This is a genomic window from Dactylosporangium maewongense (genome assembly GCF_039531485.1).
GTDB lineage: Bacteria > Actinomycetota > Actinomycetes > Mycobacteriales > Micromonosporaceae > Dactylosporangium > Dactylosporangium maewongense.
Genome location: NZ_BAAAQD010000012.1, coordinates 303,691 through 319,514, shown reverse-complemented (window position 1 = coordinate 319,514; position 15,824 = coordinate 303,691). Strand labels below are relative to the sequence as shown.

Annotated in this window: 17 protein-coding genes; 10 read left to right on the top strand and 7 right to left on the bottom strand. The window is 72.5% G+C overall.

Going from position 1 to position 15,824, the window contains the following annotated elements; all coding sequences use genetic code 11:
- Positions 1 to 29: 29 nt before the first annotated feature.
- From ABD332_RS29740 to ABD332_RS29720, 5 genes are all read left to right on the top strand, one after another.
- The gene (locus ABD332_RS29740; RefSeq protein ID WP_344505619.1) at positions 30 to 1,238 is read left to right on the top strand and encodes a CapA family protein; all 1,209 of its coding nucleotides are present in this window, start codon (positions 30 to 32) and stop codon (positions 1,236 to 1,238) included.
- 91 nt (positions 1,239 to 1,329) lie between these two features.
- Positions 1,330 to 3,516, top strand: a complete 2,187-nt coding sequence (locus tag ABD332_RS29735; RefSeq protein ID WP_344505617.1) for a HAMP domain-containing protein — start codon at positions 1,330 to 1,332, stop codon at positions 3,514 to 3,516.
- A 2-nt stretch (positions 3,517 to 3,518) separates the two neighbouring features.
- Positions 3,519 to 4,787, top strand: a complete 1,269-nt coding sequence (pgsB, locus tag ABD332_RS29730; RefSeq protein WP_344505615.1) for a poly-gamma-glutamate synthase PgsB — start codon at positions 3,519 to 3,521, stop codon at positions 4,785 to 4,787.
- On the top strand, positions 4,784 to 5,269 hold the full coding sequence (locus ABD332_RS29725; protein WP_344505613.1) for a poly-gamma-glutamate biosynthesis protein PgsC/CapC: 486 nt from the start codon (positions 4,784 to 4,786) through the stop codon (positions 5,267 to 5,269). The genes pgsB and ABD332_RS29725 overlap by 4 nt, the downstream gene beginning before the upstream one ends.
- A 117-nt stretch (positions 5,270 to 5,386) precedes the next feature.
- Positions 5,387 to 6,451, top strand: a complete 1,065-nt coding sequence (locus ABD332_RS29720; RefSeq protein ID WP_344505611.1) for an NlpC/P60 family protein — start codon at positions 5,387 to 5,389, stop codon at positions 6,449 to 6,451.
- 153 nt (positions 6,452 to 6,604) lie between these two features.
- On the opposite strand, the gene ABD332_RS29715 is transcribed toward ABD332_RS29720, so the two are convergent.
- From ABD332_RS29715 to ABD332_RS29705, 3 genes are all read right to left on the bottom strand, one after another.
- Positions 6,605 to 7,075 carry an NUDIX hydrolase gene (locus ABD332_RS29715; RefSeq protein ID WP_344505609.1) on the bottom strand — a complete coding sequence of 157 codons (471 nt, stop codon included), beginning with the start codon at positions 7,073 to 7,075 and terminating at the stop codon, positions 6,605 to 6,607.
- Between the two features lie 32 nt (positions 7,076 to 7,107).
- Positions 7,108 to 7,935, bottom strand: coding sequence for a hypothetical protein (locus ABD332_RS29710; RefSeq protein WP_344505607.1), 828 nt, complete (start codon positions 7,933 to 7,935; stop codon positions 7,108 to 7,110).
- A 322-nt stretch (positions 7,936 to 8,257) separates the two neighbouring features.
- Positions 8,258 to 9,151 carry a hypothetical protein gene (locus tag ABD332_RS29705; protein ID WP_344505605.1) on the bottom strand — a complete coding sequence of 298 codons (894 nt, stop codon included), beginning with the start codon at positions 9,149 to 9,151 and terminating at the stop codon, positions 8,258 to 8,260.
- A gap of 43 nt (positions 9,152 to 9,194) precedes the next feature.
- Here ABD332_RS29705 and ABD332_RS29700 point away from each other — a divergent pair, with 43 nt between their 5' ends.
- From ABD332_RS29700 to ABD332_RS29690, 3 genes are all read left to right on the top strand, one after another.
- Positions 9,195 to 10,007 carry a phosphotransferase gene (locus ABD332_RS29700; protein ID WP_344505603.1) on the top strand — a complete coding sequence of 271 codons (813 nt, stop codon included), beginning with the start codon at positions 9,195 to 9,197 and terminating at the stop codon, positions 10,005 to 10,007.
- On the top strand, positions 9,995 to 10,597 hold the full coding sequence (locus tag ABD332_RS29695; protein WP_344505601.1) for a dihydrofolate reductase family protein: 603 nt from the start codon (positions 9,995 to 9,997) through the stop codon (positions 10,595 to 10,597). The genes ABD332_RS29700 and ABD332_RS29695 overlap by 13 nt, the downstream gene beginning before the upstream one ends.
- A 192-nt stretch (positions 10,598 to 10,789) precedes the next feature.
- Positions 10,790 to 11,545, top strand: coding sequence for a GNAT family N-acetyltransferase (locus ABD332_RS29690; RefSeq protein WP_344505599.1), 756 nt, complete (start codon positions 10,790 to 10,792; stop codon positions 11,543 to 11,545).
- A gap of 45 nt (positions 11,546 to 11,590) precedes the next feature.
- Here the strand turns inward: ABD332_RS29690 and ABD332_RS29685 are convergent, their stop codons facing one another.
- Positions 11,591 to 12,031: a TIGR03618 family F420-dependent PPOX class oxidoreductase gene (locus ABD332_RS29685; RefSeq protein ID WP_344505597.1), complete on the bottom strand. Its 441-nt coding sequence runs from the start codon at positions 12,029 to 12,031 to the stop codon at positions 11,591 to 11,593.
- Positions 12,032 to 12,070: 39 nt separating this feature from the next.
- Between ABD332_RS29685 and ABD332_RS29680 the strand changes: the two genes are divergently transcribed.
- Entirely contained in the window at positions 12,071 to 12,436 is a 366-nt protein-coding gene (locus ABD332_RS29680; protein ID WP_344505595.1) for a hypothetical protein, read from the top strand.
- Between the two features lie 32 nt (positions 12,437 to 12,468).
- On the opposite strand, the gene ABD332_RS29675 is transcribed toward ABD332_RS29680, so the two are convergent.
- Positions 12,469 to 14,139 (bottom strand): protein kinase domain-containing protein, encoded by a 1,671-nt coding sequence (locus ABD332_RS29675; protein WP_344505703.1) that lies wholly within the window; start codon positions 14,137 to 14,139, stop codon positions 12,469 to 12,471.
- A 104-nt stretch (positions 14,140 to 14,243) separates the two neighbouring features.
- Here ABD332_RS29675 and ABD332_RS29670 point away from each other — a divergent pair, with 104 nt between their 5' ends.
- Entirely contained in the window at positions 14,244 to 14,696 is a 453-nt protein-coding gene (locus ABD332_RS29670; RefSeq protein WP_344505593.1) for a hypothetical protein, read from the top strand.
- Positions 14,697 to 14,698: 2 nt separating this feature from the next.
- Here ABD332_RS29670 and ABD332_RS29665 read toward each other — a convergent pair whose 3' ends face one another.
- Both ABD332_RS29665 and ABD332_RS29660 read right to left on the bottom strand, forming a co-directional pair.
- Positions 14,699 to 15,184, bottom strand: a complete 486-nt coding sequence (locus ABD332_RS29665) for a TolB family protein (protein ID WP_344505591.1) — start codon at positions 15,182 to 15,184, stop codon at positions 14,699 to 14,701.
- Between the two features lie 99 nt (positions 15,185 to 15,283).
- Complete coding sequence (locus tag ABD332_RS29660) at positions 15,284 to 15,772, bottom strand: outer membrane protein assembly factor BamB family protein (protein WP_344505590.1); 489 nt, start codon at positions 15,770 to 15,772, stop codon at positions 15,284 to 15,286.
- Between the last annotated feature and the right edge of the window lie 52 nt (positions 15,773 to 15,824).

Below are 15,824 nucleotides of genomic sequence, written 5' to 3'. Positions count from 1 at the left end.
GCCGGCACGGGGGTGTTTAGCCTTGCGCGGTGCAGAAGACGCGATCACTCCGGCCGAAGTGGGGCATGCTCGGCACCGTCATCGTCGTGGCGGCCGCGGTCTTCGCTGTCTACCGGATCGGCCCGTGGGCGCCGGAAACCGAGCCGGAGACCGGGACGCCCCGGCCGCTCGGCTCGCCCGTAGCGGTCGCGGGACGGTCCGTGTCGGTGATCGGCGCCGGTGACATCCTGCTGCATCCCGACCTGTGGAACCAGGCGAAGCAGGACGGCGGCGGCACGATGGACTACGCGCCGATGCTCGCCGGGGTCAAGGACTCCATCGAGGCGTCCGACCTGGCCCTGTGCCACATGGAGACGCCGGTCGCGCCGCCGGGCGGGCCCTACACGGGCTTCCCGCGCTTCAGCGTGCCGCAGGAGGTGGTGCGGGCGATCAAGGCCGTCGGCTACGAGGGCTGCTCGACCGGCTCGAACCACAGCATCGACCAGGGCTTCGACGGCGTCAAACGCACCCTCGACGCGTTCGACCAGGCCCAGCTCGGGCACGCCGGCACCGCCCGCAGCGCGGACGAGGCGAAGCGGCCCCAGCTGTACACCGTCAAGGGCGTCAAGATCGCTCACCTGAGCTACGCGAAGTACTTCAACGGCCTGAACCGGCCGGCCGGGCAGGAGTGGGTCGCGAACCTCATCGATCCGAAGAAGATCGAGGCGGACGCCGCCGCGGCCCGCACCGCCGGCGCCGAGATCGTCGTGGTCAGCCTGCACTGGGGCACCGAATACGTGCACGAGCCCGACGTCGACCAGCAGACCTGGGCCCGGGCGGTCGCCGCGCTGCGCAACGTCGACGTCGTGTTCGGCCACCACGCGCACGTGGTGCAGCCGGTCGAGCGCATTTCCGGCAAATGGATCGTGTACGGCATGGGCAACCAGATCGCCCGCCACGAGGAGCCGATCAACGACAACCGGGAGGGCGTGATGGTCCGTGTCACGTTCACTCCGTCGAGTGAGGCGAAGCGATGGACGGTCGCCGCGGTCGAGGCGATCCCGACGTTCGTCGACCTGAACCCGGACATTCGGGTGATCGACCTGGAACGGGCGTTGGCCGACCCGGGCCTTCCGGCCGCCCGCCGCCGGATCTACGAGGCCGCCGTCGAGCGGATCCAGGGGCATCTGCTGACCCGCGGGGCGGACGAGGCCGGTCTGATCGTCCGCGGCACGGCGCCCGCGCCCCGAACCAGTTGATCAATGTGACGGACTGTCGTAGCCCTGGGTTATAGTCACCGGCGATTCGGGCGAGAGAGTCGTAAACGCAGGGAAGGGGGGCGATATATCCGTGTATGACGATGCCCCACCCGCGGCGGACGCGCCTCCCGCCCAGCTCATCGCGTGGCGCCGGCGGGCTCTTGAGCAGCAGCTGCCCGCGGCGGCGTTCCCGGCCGGCTCCAGTGCGCCATCACTGGTCTACCTGTGCGTGACGATGATCGTCGCCGCGGCCGCCGTGCTCGGCTTCGCCGTCTACGATCGCAGCGGCGTGCCGAAGGCCGTGCACGACTCGCAGCGCGAGCTGGTCGCGACCGTCGCCCGCGGCATAAGCGTCGGCTCCGCCCGGGCCGCGGACGACCTGGACCGGGTCCTCGTCGACGTGCGCAAGCCACCGCTGCCCGCCGACGCCGACGTGCTGGCGAAGCTCATCGGCAACCGGGAGACCTGGACCGGCGCCGCCCTCCTACAGACCGCGACCCGCCAGTCACAGGCCGCGTCCGGCACGCCGGTCCCGCTCGACCAGCTGCCGACGCCGCTGCCCGCCGACGCCACCGTCGCGGTCTCCACCACCGACGGGCCGGCCCTCGTCCGCATCGCCGCGCTCGACGCCCAGCGCAGCGTCGCCGTGCTCTATCCGCTGCTGATGCGCAACCTGCGGCTCAACCCGGGCGCCCAGCACGGCGTCTTCGTCATCACCCCCGACGGCCGGCCGGCCCTCATCCAGGGTGTCAGCGCCGTCGGCGAGACGCACCTGCCGAAGCTCTTCGAAGGCCTGGCCGGGGCGCGGGGCAGCCGCAGCCGTGCGATCAAGGTCACAGAGTGGCCCGACCGGCAGCTGGTCGTCTCCTCCGCCGCGATCGGCGACACCGGCGTCGTCGTGGCGTCCGTCGTCGTCGCACCGGTCAGCCGCGGCACCTCCGTCGGCTATGGGCTGCTCCTCGGGCTGTCGCTGCTCGGCGTGTCGCTGCTGGCGTTCCTGCTCATGCGCGCGTTCCTGCCCGCGCCGATCCAGGCGCTGCTGCGGCAGGCCAAGTCCGACGCGTGCGGCGCGGTGACACCTGTCCGGCAGCCGCTGCGCACCAGGGAGACGTTCCGGATCGCGCAGGCCCTCGCGGTGTTCAGCGGCGGCGGGCTGCGCGGCGCGCGGTGGCGGCTGAGCACCGTGCAGGGCCTCGCCGTCGCCGCCCTGGTCGCCCTGGCGTGGCCGGCCGTCGCGACGGCCACCGCGTTGCAGGCGCCTCGGCCGCCGGTGCCCGACCAGCTGTTCTTCGACGAGGAGAGCCGCGCCGAGGCGGTCAGCGGCGTGTTCGGCAACGCGCTGGACAGCGGCCTGCAGACCGTGTCGCGGATCAGCCTCGCCAACGCGCGCACCGAGCCCGGCAAGTTCGGGCCGATCCTCAAGCAGGGGCTGGCCGACGAGTACCGGTTCCGCGGCATGTACCTGGTGGACCGCAACGGCGCCGTGGTCAGCTCGGCGGGCCGGGAGTCGCTGCGCACCCCGCAGCCGCTGCCCGGGGAGGCCGGGATCCGCATCGACCGGTCGGTCAGCCGGTTGCCGGTCATCTACGCGTTCCGCATCGCCAAGGACGACGGCTATGGGGTCGTCGGCGAGTTCGACATCGACTACCTGCTCGGCGTGATGCGCCGGGTCGACGGGCGGGCGCGGGTCGTCGACTCGCAGCTGCGCACGATCCTGGACTCGTCGGGCTACCGGGCGATGCAGCCGCTGGAGGGTGACGCGGCCCGCGCCGTCGCGATCGAAGCCATGGCCGGCGGCACCGTCCGCGGCCAGCGCAGCGCCGGCGGGCAGCCGTCGTTGCAGGTCGCCACCGCGCTGACCAGCCCCCCGTCAGTCGTACACCTGGAATGGGTCGTCGTGATCGAGCGCAACCCCGTCTCGCTCCAGCTGCCGCAAGTGATCATGAACCGGTGGACGCTGCTGATGGCCGGCGCCGTCACCGGCATCGTCGCGCTCGCGTTCGTGTGGCAGTACTTCATCTTCGTGCGGCCGCTGCGCCGCCTCGCCGTGACCGCGGACCGCATCCGCACCGGCGAGTTCGACGAGCCGATCCCGCCGCAGCGGCACGACGACGTCGGCGCGATCGCGATGTGCCTGGAGATCTGCCGCCAGGTCCGGCACACCGGCTCCGCCCGCTTCGGCGGCGCGATCCGGCTGCGCGGCTCCGAGGACGACTTCACCGCAGTCCACCCGCGCTTCCCCAGCCAGCGCGGCGCCGGCCGGACCACGAAGGTCTGAGCGTGCTGTATCTCTACGTCGTCTACGCCCTGTGCTGCGTCGCGCTGCTCGTCGCCGGGATCGTCGAGCAGCGCAACCACGACCGCAACCTGCGCAGGATCCCGCACCGGGTGCTCGTCAACGGCATCCGCGGCAAGAGCTCGATCACCCGGCTGTGCGCCGGTGCGCTGCGCGGCGGCGGGCTGCTCGTCGTGGCCAAGACCACCGGCACCGCCGCCCGGTTCATCTTCCCCGACGCCAGCGAGGAGCCGGTCCACCGCAAGTTCGGCATCGCCAACGTCGTGGAGCAGATCGGCATCGTGCGGCGGGCCGCCGCCTACCACCCGGACGCCCTGGTCATCGAGTGCATGGCCGTGATGCCGGCCCTGCAGGAGATCAACCAGAGCAAGCTCATCCGCTCCACCATCGGCGTGCTGTGCAACGTGCGCGAGGACCACCTGGCCGAGATGGGGCCGACCCTCGACGACGTCGCCCGGTCGCTGAGCAAGTCGATGCCCGTCGGCGGCGTGTGCGTCACCGCCGAGCGCGACCGGCTCGCGATCCTGCAGCAGGAGGCCGACAAGCGCAACTGCCGGCTCATCGCCGTCGACCCCGACTCGGTGACCGACCGGGAGATGGCCGACTTCGGCTGGATCACGTTCAAGGAGAACGTGGCCATCGCGATCGCCGTCGCCGGGCTGCTCGGCGTGGACCGGCGCAGCGCCCTCGCCGGCATGATCGACGCGCCGCCGGACCCCGGCGTGCTGTCGGTCGTGCGGGTCACCGCCGGCGACAAGCTGATCCGCTTCGCCAACGTGTTCGCCGCCAACGACCCCGAGTCGACGCTGATGAACATCCAGCAGCTGGAGCGGCAGCACCTCATCTCCCGGCCGATGACCATGGTCATCAACTGCCGGCCGGACCGGGTCGAGCGCAACGGCCAGATGGGCGCGCTCTGCGGCGACGTCCGGCCCGACCGGATCGTGATCATCGGCGAGCCGACCCGCAGCGCCCGCTCGACGATCCCGGCCGACCTCCAGGACCGGGTCGTGGACCTCGGCGGGAGGCTCGACCCCGACCGGCTGCTCGACGGGGTCGTCGCCGCCACCGACTTCGACTCCTCGATCGTCGCCGTCGGCAACATCCACGGCCAGGGCGAGGTGCTCCTGCACGAGCTGGCCGGCCTGCCCAGCTGGGCGCCCGACGAGCTGCACGCCCCGCTGCCGCCGATGCTGCGCACCAACATGACCGTGGGGACCCGCGTCCCGGCTCAGAGAAGGACCAGCCGATGATCTTCGGAGGGGAGCTCAGCGCTCAACTCGCCACCGCCTGCCTGGGCATCGGGCTGGTGTTCGCGCTGTTGTGTTACCTGACGACCAACCTGTCGCCCGGCGGCATGATCACGCCCGGCTGGATCGCCCTCGCGCTCATCGAGGATCCGCTGCAGGCCGCGATCGTGGTGGTGATGACCGTTGTCACCTACTACCTCACCAAGCTCCTGCAGAAGGTCGTCATCCTGTACGGCAAGCGGCTCTTCGCCGCCATCCTGCTGCTCAGCGTGCTGCTGCAGCTGACGCTGTTCGTCATCGTGCAGCGGGACCTGCCGCTGCTGTTCGCCCACCAGACGCTCGGCTTCGTCGCCCCCGGCCTCATCGCCTACCAGCTGGTGCGCCAGCCGCCGCCGGCGACCCTCCTCGCCACGACGATCGTCACCGGGATCACGTTCGGCGTGACCTTCAGCGGCATCGTCGCCGGGCTCGTGCCGGTCACATGAGCGGCCCGGAGCGCAGTGGTGGTGACGGCATGAGCGGGCCGGAGCGTAGCGGAGGGCTGCACATCATGGGCGCAGGTTTGGTTCAGGCCGGCGCCGGAGCGCAGCGGAGGTGACGGCGTGAACACGACTGGGCTCACGCTGCGCAGCGCGACGACGTTCGTCACGGCCGCGCTGCTGCTCGTCGTCGGCCTCACGGCCATCGGCTACAGCGCCATCCGCCTCGCCCAGCCCGACCCCGTCGAGATCAGCCTCGGCACGGCGGGCGCCACCACCGTGTCGTCGTCGGGGTACACGTACCGGCGGCTGACCGACCCGCCCGGCACCGAGGTCCTGCGCCCCGACGGAGCGCGCGTCGCGGTCCTCACCGACGGCGCCCGCACCGCCCACCTGACCGGCAAGGCGAGGACGTTCACCGAGCCACGCTTCACCAACGCGAAGATCACCCACGACGTCTACGTCCGGCTGGCGCCCCAGCCGTGGCAGGCCGGCGCCGAGCAGCAGTCCTGGTTCGCCGGCTGGCTCGCCACCGCACTCGCGGATCCGAATCCCGACGTGCTCGCCATTGCCATGCAGTACACCTACGGCGCCGCCCCGCGGAAGGGCGACAACGGCCTGCAGATCGCCGGCGACGCCGCCTTCGGGCCGCTGTCGAGCAGCGACCGCGACGGCCGCGCCGAGAACTCCGACTTCTACGACTACCTCGGCGTCCCCTGGGACTTCCCCGACGGGGTCAAGGAGAAGCCGTCGCCGGACCGCCTGCACAGCCTCGACTGCTCCGGTTTCATCCGCATGGTGTACGGCTACCGTATGGGCTTCCCGCTGCGCGGCACCAACACGCAGGGCCCGGGGCTGCCGCGCCGCGCCTACGCCATCGCCGACGTCGGCCCCGGCACCGTCGTCATCCCCAACACCGGCAAGCGCCCGCAGCAGCTGGACCGCCTGCTCCCCGGCGACCTGGTCTTCTTCTACGGCTCACCCGAGATCGACGCGGACGGCGCCGACCGGCCGACCCACATCGAGCACTCCGGCATCTACGTCGGCATCGACGACCGCGGCCACTACCGGTTCATCTCCAGCCGCGTCGGCGCCAACGGCCCCACCATGGGCGACTCCGGCGGCGAGGCCACCCTGGACGGCACCGGCCACTTCGCCGCCGGCCTCCGCACCGCCCGCCGCCTCTGACCCTGCCGGCCTCCGCACCGCCCGCCGCCTGTGTCCCCGGCCCGTGCCCGACCGTTGCGCGGGCGCGGTCCGGAGCGCGCGGACCACGCGCAGTACAAACGCGGAACGAGCGCCAGTACAAGGGCGGCATGAACGCCTGAGCGTGCGCCGGGCTCAGTGCCGGATCAGGCCGCCGACGGTGACCGCGGCGACGTGCCCGGTCGCGGGAAGAGTCTGCGCCAGGGCGAGCCCGACGTCGACCAGGGACGACCGGCACAGCCCGGCGACGTCGGGCACCGGATGCCAGACCGACTCGGCGGTCTCGCCGTTCGGCTCGGGCCGGAGCGCACCACCGGTGATGCGGACCCGATAGAAGACGCCGACGTTGTGGTGCTCGGTCCCCAGCCGTGCCTCGGCGGCCGGGACCACCCTCGAATCCACACCCAGCAGGCGCTCGACCACGCCGTCGCAGCCGGTCTCCTCGGCCAGCTCCCGGATCACCGTTTCGAACGGGTCCTCGGCGTGCTCCACCCTGCCGCCAGGGAGCGTCCACAGCGTCGCGCCCGTCACGGGGGAGACGTAACGGGCCAGCAGGAGCCGGTCACGCTCGAGGCACACGGCGTACGCCGCCAGCCGGAAGCTCACCGCAGGACCGTATCCCCGACGGGTCGCGGTCGCTAGGCCTGGTCGGCGGCTTGGTCCTGCTCGTCCGGGCGGCGCTTCGGGCCGTGGAACTGCAGGTCCAGGAGGTGCATCTGCGCGTTCTTGCTCGCGCCGAGGGTGGCGTGGATCAGGTGCTCCTGGATGCGCGCGGCGCTCGCCTTGTCGAGGCCCTCCACGGCCCGTTCGGCCAGCCACTCGGCGTGCAGGAGGTAGCAGTGCACCAGCGGCTGGCCGTAGTAGTAGCTCATCTGCCTGGACGTCATGGCGAACGACCGCATGAACGTGGCGCACAGGAAGCTTCCCAATGTGACACCCGCGGCGGTCAGGACGCCGACGGTCACCCGGACGTCGGTGCTGGCCGAGGCCAGGATCGCGCTGGTGCCGGCGAGCAGCACGAACAGCGACGCGGACGCGGCCACCGCGCAGAAGATGTAGGACATGCGGGCCTGGCCGAGCGCGACGTTGATGAACCGGTCCATGAGACGGAAGTTGAACGACACCAGCTTGCCCAGCGCGTGGTCGTCGATCTCGTCGGTCGCGGCGTCGAGGCGGTCGAACTCGGCCTGGCTCTTGCGCTCCCGGCGGAGGCGGGAGCGTCGCATCGCGAAGATCGTGACGGGCGTGATCACCGCGGCCAGGACGAAGAACGCGGCGCCCAGCAGCGGGGGTGTCGCCGTCGGGCGGTCGGTCAGCAGCAGGCCGTCGGAGCCCAGCAGTGCCGCCACGGCCGCGAACGTCGCGGCGAGGGTCCAGGCGATCCGGGCCACGCTCCTGCCGTCGTGGTCCGCGCGGACGTCATGCTCGAGTCGAGGGGCGCGGGTGTTCGTCGCCGTCGAGGTCATGCGCTGCGTCTCCTTACGTCGAGCGTTGCAGCGGACCGTATCGCCGGTCGCGGCCGCCGGACCACCGACGAACAGGCGGAGGCCGCAGCGGTCGGGCATTGACGGCAGTCATTCGGATGGGCGGCCGGTGCCGTCCAGACCCGGACGGGGGTCCGAGTGATTGGACGGTGGCCTGCGCCGGGCGCTGAACGTGCCGGCCCGAGCCACCGGATCGAGCCGCGGACCCGGCTGAACGGCTGCGTGGCGGTGCCGGGTCCGCCCGATCCGGCGGGACGGCAGGGCGCCCAGAGCCGGCCCAGAGCCGGCCCAGAGCCGGCCCGGGTCAGCCCGGGGGCAGGCGCCTGGCGATGGCGTGGGCGACGGCGTCGAGGCGTTCAGGGTTGCCGCGGATGACCCAGCCGAGCTCGATGTGCAGGAACTGCGCGCCGATGTCGTCGGCGGCCTTGCCCTGGACGTTGGTGGTGCCTTCGAGCCGGCCGCAGGTGGCGGCCCAGGCGCGGCAGACGATGACGCCCGCCTCCTGAAGGCTGGAGGCCACGTCGCGGGCGAGGGGGGAGACACGGCCCGCGCCGGTCGACACGACGGCCTGCGCGTCGGGAAGGTTCTTGTCGGCGAAGCCGTGCAGCTGGACCTGGCTCAGGCCGCCGCGGGCCAGCTCCGTCGCCAGGACGTGGAACATCGACATGTCGTTGTGGGCGACGTCCGCGGCGCCGTTGCCGGCCATGCGGTGGGCGCCGGCCATGAGCAGGACGCTGCCGGGGACCAGGCGGTAGAGGGCGACGCCGAGCTTGTCGGTGTTGGTGTCGAAGCCGGGATGCGGCACCTCGATGACGTAGCGCAGCGGCGCGGACCGGTCGGCGAGGACGAGACCCCAGGCCGGCCCGTAGGTCACGCTCATGGAGAACATGCTGTAGCGGCGTCCGGTCGCGGCGTCGACGCTGTGGGAGGAGTCGTACCCCAGCCGGCCGAAGGCACCGTCGAGGTCGGTGATGTCGTCGGAACCCGCCAGCAGCAGCCGCGCGGCGGCCCGCCCCTGTGCCCGCTCGGCCTGGTCCGGGTCCCGGTAGGGGCCGTCGCGGGACAGCAGCGCGGTGCGCTCCTCGACCACCGCCAATGGGTCGTCGGACGGCGCGGGCGCCGGTGCGGGCAGCGCCTGTGCGGAGCACCCGCCCAGCATCAGGACCACCGCGATCGCGAGAGCTGCGGCACGGGACACTGTCCAAGATTAACCAACCCGGCCGACCCGATTGGAGCCCGGTATGCGAGAACGCGCTCTGCGAGCCCTGCGGGCACACGTTCCCGAGCTGGCCGACGTCGCGGTCACCGAGCTCGGCCGGGGCCTGGACAACACGGCGTTCCTCGCCGGCGGCCTGGTTCTCCGGGTTGCGGAGGCTGCCACGGTACGACGTGAGGCGGCGCTGCTCGACGCGCTGGCCGGACGGGTGTCGCTGCCTGTGCCGGCGGTGCGGTTCGCCGACGCGAAGACGGGTGTGCTGGCCTTTCCGCTGCTGCCCGGCCGCCCGCTGCTGGGCCGTCCGGCGCCCGCCGCGCTGGCTGAACCGGTGGGCCGGTTCCTCCGGGAGCTGCACGCGATCGAGCCGACCGAGGTGCACGGCCTGGTGCCGGTCGAGGACGCCGACCCGGCCGAGTGGCTCGAGGACCTCGACGGCCCGCCCGAGCTGCTGGACCGGCTGCACGCGGAGGTCCCGGCGCCGGCGCCCCGCAGGGTCCTGGCGCACGCCGACCTGGGCGCCGAGCACATCCTGGAGCGGGACGGCACGGTCACCGGGGTCATCGACTGGACCGACGCGGCCGTCACCGATCCGGCGCTGGACTTCGCCCGGCTCTACCGCGACTTCGGCGCCGGCTTCCTCGCCGCGGTGCTGGACGCCTACGGCGGCCCCACCGACCCCGCGTTCGGCGAGCGGGTCGTGTTCTTCGCCCGGTGCGCGGCGCTGGAGGACATCGCGTACGGCGTGCCCGAGTACGTGCGAGCCGCCCAGCGTTTTCTGTCAGGTGACGATAACGTCAGTGACGACCCGGCAGAAGGGGTGCAGGCATGGGACGCGTGAAGATGGGCGCGGTGGTGTCGCTGGACGGGTTCATCGCCCGCGACGACGACACCGTCGGGCCGCTGTTCGACTGGTTCGGCAACGGCGACGCCGAGTGGCGGTGGTCGCCACGGCAGGACGAGCCGTGCCGCACCACCCTGGCGTCGAAGTACTTCGTCCAGTCCGTGTACCCGAACATCGGCGCGGTCGTGATCGGGCGGCGCCTGTTCGACCTGACGGACGGGTGGGGCGGCGTCCCACCCGCGGGTGAGCACGTCTTCGTCGTCACCCACACGCCGCCGGCCGGCTGGAAGCACACGGACACCGCGCCGTTCACGTTCGTGACCGGCGGCGTCGCGGCCGCGATCGAGCAGGCCCAGGAGCTGGCCGGCCCCGACCGGATCGTCGACGTCGCGGCCGGGCAGATCGGCGGGCAGGCGCTGCGCCTCGGCCTGATCGAACAGATCGTGCTGCACGTGGTGCCGGTCGTGTTCGGCTCGGGCCGCCCGTTCTTCGGCGGCGCCGGCACCGGCGACCCCATCACCCTCGGCAACCCGTCCCGCATCGTGCAGGGCGACCGCGTCACCCACCTGCTGTACGACGTCGCTTGACAGCGGGCCCCGGGATGGGGGAATGTGGCAGCCGGCCACGCAGACGGTGTGGACATTGGTGCATGAGGGACTGAAGCCTGTGATCCGGGTAGGCCGAGCGGCCGCCTGAGCGTCGATGTGACGACGCGTGCGTTGGGCGGCCCCATGTCTTGTTCGCCCATCGTTGGTCTTCTCACGTCTTGAGGTATCACCGTGTCCTTGGATGCCCGCATCCAGCAGTCCGTCGTCGTCAACCTCTCCAACCGCCCCGCACCCGTGTGGGTCGGGCCGTTCGTGATCGGGGTCGACCCGACGACGGCCAGCCCCAGCATCAACTACGCCACCCCGCGCCCTGGCGCCCCGATCACCGCCGGCGACGTCGCCGACCTGGTCGCGGCGTTCCGGGCCGCCGACCGCACGCCCCGGTTGGAGTACGTCACCGGCTGCGCCCCGTCGCTGGAAGGGCTGCTGCGCGACGCCGGTTTCGTGGTCGAGGCGCGGCACACGTACCTGTGCTGCCGCCCGACGACGCTGCGGACGCCTGCCGTGCCCGACCCGTACCAGCTGCGGACACCGGACACCGACGAGCTGCTCGCGGCGCTGATCGGCGCGCAGAACGCCGCCTTCGGCGCGGAGCCCGTCGCGTCCCCGGCGGACGTGGCCCGGGTCCGCCGCCTGCAGGCCGCCGGTGGCGTCGCCGTCATGGCCGTCACCGGCGACGAGTGCGCGGGCGGCGGCCAGGCGGTCCCACCCGCCGACGGGGTGAGCGAGGTCGCCGGGATCGCCGTGTGTACGCCACACCGCCGCCGCGGCCTCGCCGGTGCCATCACCGCCGACGTGACGGCCCGCCTCTTCGCGTCCGGGGTGGACCTCGCCTGGCTCGAGGCCTCCGGCGAGGACTCCTGGCGCGTCTACACCCGCGTCGGCTACGAGCGCGCCGGCGAACGGCTGTACATGACGATGACCTGATCGCAGCCCAGCGGCGGTCCTGGCCTGCGCCGGGGCCGCCGCCCGTCAGGGGTTGGTGGCGAAGCGCTCGGGGTGGACCAGGACGGCGACGCGACGGTCCTCCAGCATCGCCCGGTCGTACTCGTCGAGGTCGGGGTGGACGCCGCCGGCGGCGTGGTACACGTCGCGCAGCAGGAGCCGGAGCGACTCGGCGCCCGCCTCGGGCCCGACGACCTCGGCCGGCCCGGCCACCGAGATCCACTCCCAGCCGGCGCGGAAGACGAGGGTGGCCCGCGGGTGACCGGCCAGGTTGTGAAGCTTGGCCGTGTCGCCGCGGGAAACCAGCGCGACGACCGGCTCACCGGTGGCCGGGTGCGGCAGGACGCCGGCGTTGACGACCGACGTCGACGGCTCACCGTCCGGCCTGATCGTCACCAGCACGGCCAGCCAGTGCTCCCGCCTGGCCAGCTCCGTCACCCGCCGCAGCCCCGCCTCGATCGTGGTCATGCCGCCACCCTATCCACCGCCGCCGGTGCGGAGACTTCAATGATCAAGAGCATGCAGACCGAGAAGCTCCTTCACCTGCTCCGCCACGACGGCTTGCGTCACCCCGATGTGGTGAAGCAAGACATCGAAGATCCCGGAGTCACGTTCGATCCGGAGCAGACACGGGTGATCGTGATTCCCGCCCAGGACGCGTACCGAACGGACCTGGCCCGTTGCGAGGTCGATCGAGAAGGCGGCCGCGTTTGGCTTGGATGGGAGGATCGCCTCTCAGCGTTGCGAGAGATCAACGGCAACGTGGGGATCACCTACATCACCGTCGGTCGCTGGCGCCTGGGTGTGCTCCTGCACGAGGACCTGAGCCAGACTTACGCCTGCCTGTATCGGCCGCTGAACAAGGATGTCTAGATCAGGTAGCCGTGGGCAAGGCGGCGGCGGGCCTAGGCGGTGGGGGTGGTGGCGCAGGCCCAGTCCTGCTGGCCGGGTGGGGAGTAGGGGGAGACGCCGGCGGGGCCGGAGGCGCGGACCTTGAAGCACATGTACGTGCCGGGGGTGAGGCCGTCCCAGGTCAGTGACGTCGAGTTGGCGCCGGTGGTGCGGGACCTGCTGCCGTCGATGACGGTGAAGCCGGTCTCGTCGGTGGAGTTGTCCGTCCATTGTAGACGGATGGCGGTCGGGCCGGTCGGGGTGGCGGTCAGGTTCGAGGGCGCGGCGGGGCCCTGGCCGGCGAGGCTGGTGGCGCAGACCCAGTCCTGCTGGCCGGCCGGGTGGTAGGCGGACGGACCCGCGGCGTTGAACGCGCGCACCTTGAAGCACATGTACGTGTCCGGGGCCAGGCCGTCCCAGTCGAGGGTGGTCGCGTTGGCGGCGGTGTCGCGGGAGGCGGCACCGTTGAGGACGCTGAAGCCGGTCTCGTTGCTGGACGCGTCCGTCCAGCGGAGGCGGATCGTGGTGCTGCTGATCGGGGTCGCTGTCAGCTTCGACGGCACCGCGGGTGCACCGGCGACCGAGACCCTGCTGGGCGGTGGCGACGGCGGGGTGGGGACCGCCGTCGACGGGCCGCGGGTGGCGGAGGCGGCCGGGGAGCCGGGGGCTCCGGTGAGGCCGGCGGCGCCGCCGGCGGCGGACGGGCCCGGCTCGGTGGTGCCGGCGGCGTGCGCGGGGGTCTGAGGGTCGCCGCCGGGCAGCAGCGCGACGGTGGCGGCGGCCGCGGCCAGCAGCAGCACCGCACCGGCGGCGGCCACGATGACCCGCCGGCGTCCGCGGCCGGGGACGACGGTCAGGGGCTCGGTCGGTGAGGCGGTCAGCGCCTCCCGCGCGGCGGCGGCGAGGGCGGCACCCGAGGGCCACCGGTCCGTGGGGTTCTTGGCCAACGCCCGGGCGACCACCGAGCGGACCGCGGGCGGCACGTCAGACGGCAGGGGCGGCGGCTCGTCGTGGGCGTGCCGGAGCGCGATCTGCAGCATGCTCTCGCCGGTGAACGGCAGGTCGCCCGCGAGACAGCGATACGCGACGACGCCCAGCGAGTAGATGTCCGACTGGGCGGTCGCCGGCTCGCCGGCCGCGCGTTCCGGCGCGATGTACGACGCGGTGCCCAGCAGCAGCCCCATCGACGTCTCGTGGGTGCTGGTGGCGGAGCGGGCGATGCCGAAGTCGGTGAGCACGGTGCTGCCGTCGGGGCGGATCAGCAGGTTCGCGGGCTTGACGTCGCGGTGCGTCACGCCCTTCTCGTGGGCCGCGTGCAGCGCGAGCGCGGCCTCGGCGACGAGCCGCATCGTGGTCTCGGCGGACAGGCGCGGCGAGCGGTCCAGGGTGCGGGCCAGGGACTCGCCTTCGATGTACTTCATGACCAGGTACACGCCGGCGGTGGGGTCGTCGCCGAAGTCGTACACGTCGACGACGCCGGGGTGGCTGATCGTGGCCATGGTGCGCGCCTCGGTCCGGAACCGGTCGATGAACGACGGGTCGCCGGTGGGTGCCCGCAGCAGCTTGACCGCGACCGTGCGGCCGAGCACGCGGTCGTGCCCCTGCCACACGTCGCCCATGCCGCCGGAGGCGATGTGCTGCCCGATCTCGTAGCGCCCCGCCAGTACCGTGCCCGAACCTGTCATCCGTGTCACCCACCCCTCCGTACGCAGGCGATCGTAGTGGCTGTGTGCGTTGACACATCGCCAGGGATCTTTCCGGACGGGGGTGCCCGGCGCATGATCAGCGCATGGCGTTACAGGCCCGGGCGAGGCGAATCGCCGCTGCGTTGGTCATCCTGCCCCTGCTGCTCGGCTGCGGCTGCTGCGAGGGGGCCGGGGTCGCTGCCGACTCGGTCTTCGGCGGGAGCCGAAAGCCGTTCACCGAGCAGGACGTGATCGGCGACTGGTCCAGCGACTGTGACGGCACGATCAGCATCCGCGCCGACGGCACGGCCACCGTCAAGGGCCTGCCGACCAGCGAGGACACCAACGACGTGCGGACCTACGCCGACGGCGAGTTCACCTGGAAGATCGCCGCCGCGGACAAGAACCACGACCAGGAGGTGCAGTTCGTCAGCAAGGTCAAGGGCGGTGGGGAGTTCGAGGCCCACGCGGAGCGGACCTGGGGCGACTTCGAGGATCTCGAGTACTACCTGACCCGGCCGAGCGACCCGATCTACTGCGTGCTGAGCAAGCAGTAGCGTCAGGCGGGCTGGTCGCCGGGCACGTCGGTGATGAAGCCGACCTGCGGCGGCGCCTGGTCGCGGCACACGGCGGGCGAGACCGGCACGGACGTCGTGCCGCCCGCCAGCCCGACGCGGAACGCGCCGGGAGCCCCGGTGCAGGACGTCGCGGTGTACGTGATGCGGGTGCTGTCCGGTGTCCACTCGGGTGCGGTCCCGGTGCGGTCGCTCACCTGGTGCTTGCCCGCGCCGTTGACGCGCATCACCCAGACGGTGTTGTTGTGCACGTACGCGATGCGCTTGCCGTCGGGGGAGAGGCTCGGCTCGGCGTTGACCTCGTCCTCGGTGAGGCGCACCTCGTGGCCGCCGGTGCTGGCGTAGACCGCGCCGGCGCGGGCGTAGACGTCGGTGCCGGCGGAGGCCGCGTGCGCGGGGGAGGACGCGAGAAGGCTGCCCAGCCCGGCAGCGGCGGCGAGTCCGACGAGCGTGATCGTGGTGCGGTTCATCCGTGGCCTCCTGTGGTGCGTCGCTTCCCTGTGACGCAGTGACCATCGGCGCAACCGCGCTGCACCTGAACGGTTCCCGCCCGAAAACCGGTGTGACGATCAGGGCGTCACACGGAACATCTCCAGCGCCAGACGGTTCGGGCCCGCGCCGCGGGTCGTGGCGACCCAGTCGTCGCCGAGCCCGGCGAGCCAGCTGCCGAACCGGCCGCGGTCCTCGCCGGAGCGCACCGCGTACACCCGCACGAACGGCTTCTCGCCGACCGCGCCCTGCACGGCGACGAGCCCCGCGGTGAGCGCGCAGTCCCAGCTCGCCGACAGCCCCGGCAGGCCGCTGTCCGGTGCCTTCCAGCGCACCGCTCCGGTCTGGAAGTCCAGCAGCCGGAAGCCGCCCTCGTCGGCGGTGTCGCGCACCAGCAGCGTCGTGCCGTCGCTCTCCAGCGGCACGCCCCGCTCGTCGGAGCGCCAGACGGTGCGGCCGGTCGCGAGGTCGTACACCTGGACGGCGTCGTCGGCGGTCGCGGCCGCGATCCTCGTGCCGGCGCCGATGAGGACCGCCCCGCGTGGCGGTCGCCGAACGCCCGCTGGCACTCGCCGCCGCGTTCGCGGCCACTGTAGACGGCGCCGGAGGTCGTCTTTTCCC

Bases quoted from the DNA above. Each gene is read 5' to 3' on its own strand.
- ABD332_RS29725 (WP_344505613.1), top strand. From the start codon at position 4,784: ATGATCTTCGGAGGGGAGCTCAGCGCTCAACTCGCCACCGCCTGCCTG.
- ABD332_RS29710 (WP_344505607.1), bottom strand. From the start codon at position 7,935: ATGACCTCGACGGCGACGAACACCCGCGCCCCTCGACTCGAGCATGAC.
- ABD332_RS29700 (WP_344505603.1), top strand. From the start codon at position 9,195: ATGCGAGAACGCGCTCTGCGAGCCCTGCGGGCACACGTTCCCGAGCTG.
- ABD332_RS29695 (WP_344505601.1), top strand. From the start codon at position 9,995: ATGGGACGCGTGAAGATGGGCGCGGTGGTGTCGCTGGACGGGTTCATC.
- ABD332_RS29685 (WP_344505597.1), bottom strand. From the start codon at position 12,031: ATGACCACGATCGAGGCGGGGCTGCGGCGGGTGACGGAGCTGGCCAGG.
- ABD332_RS29680 (WP_344505595.1), top strand. From the start codon at position 12,071: ATGATCAAGAGCATGCAGACCGAGAAGCTCCTTCACCTGCTCCGCCAC.
- ABD332_RS29675 (WP_344505703.1), bottom strand. From the start codon at position 14,139: ATGACAGGTTCGGGCACGGTACTGGCGGGGCGCTACGAGATCGGGCAG.
- ABD332_RS29670 (WP_344505593.1), top strand. From the start codon at position 14,244: ATGGCGTTACAGGCCCGGGCGAGGCGAATCGCCGCTGCGTTGGTCATC.
- ABD332_RS29665 (WP_344505591.1), bottom strand. From the start codon at position 15,184: ATGAACCGCACCACGATCACGCTCGTCGGACTCGCCGCCGCTGCCGGG.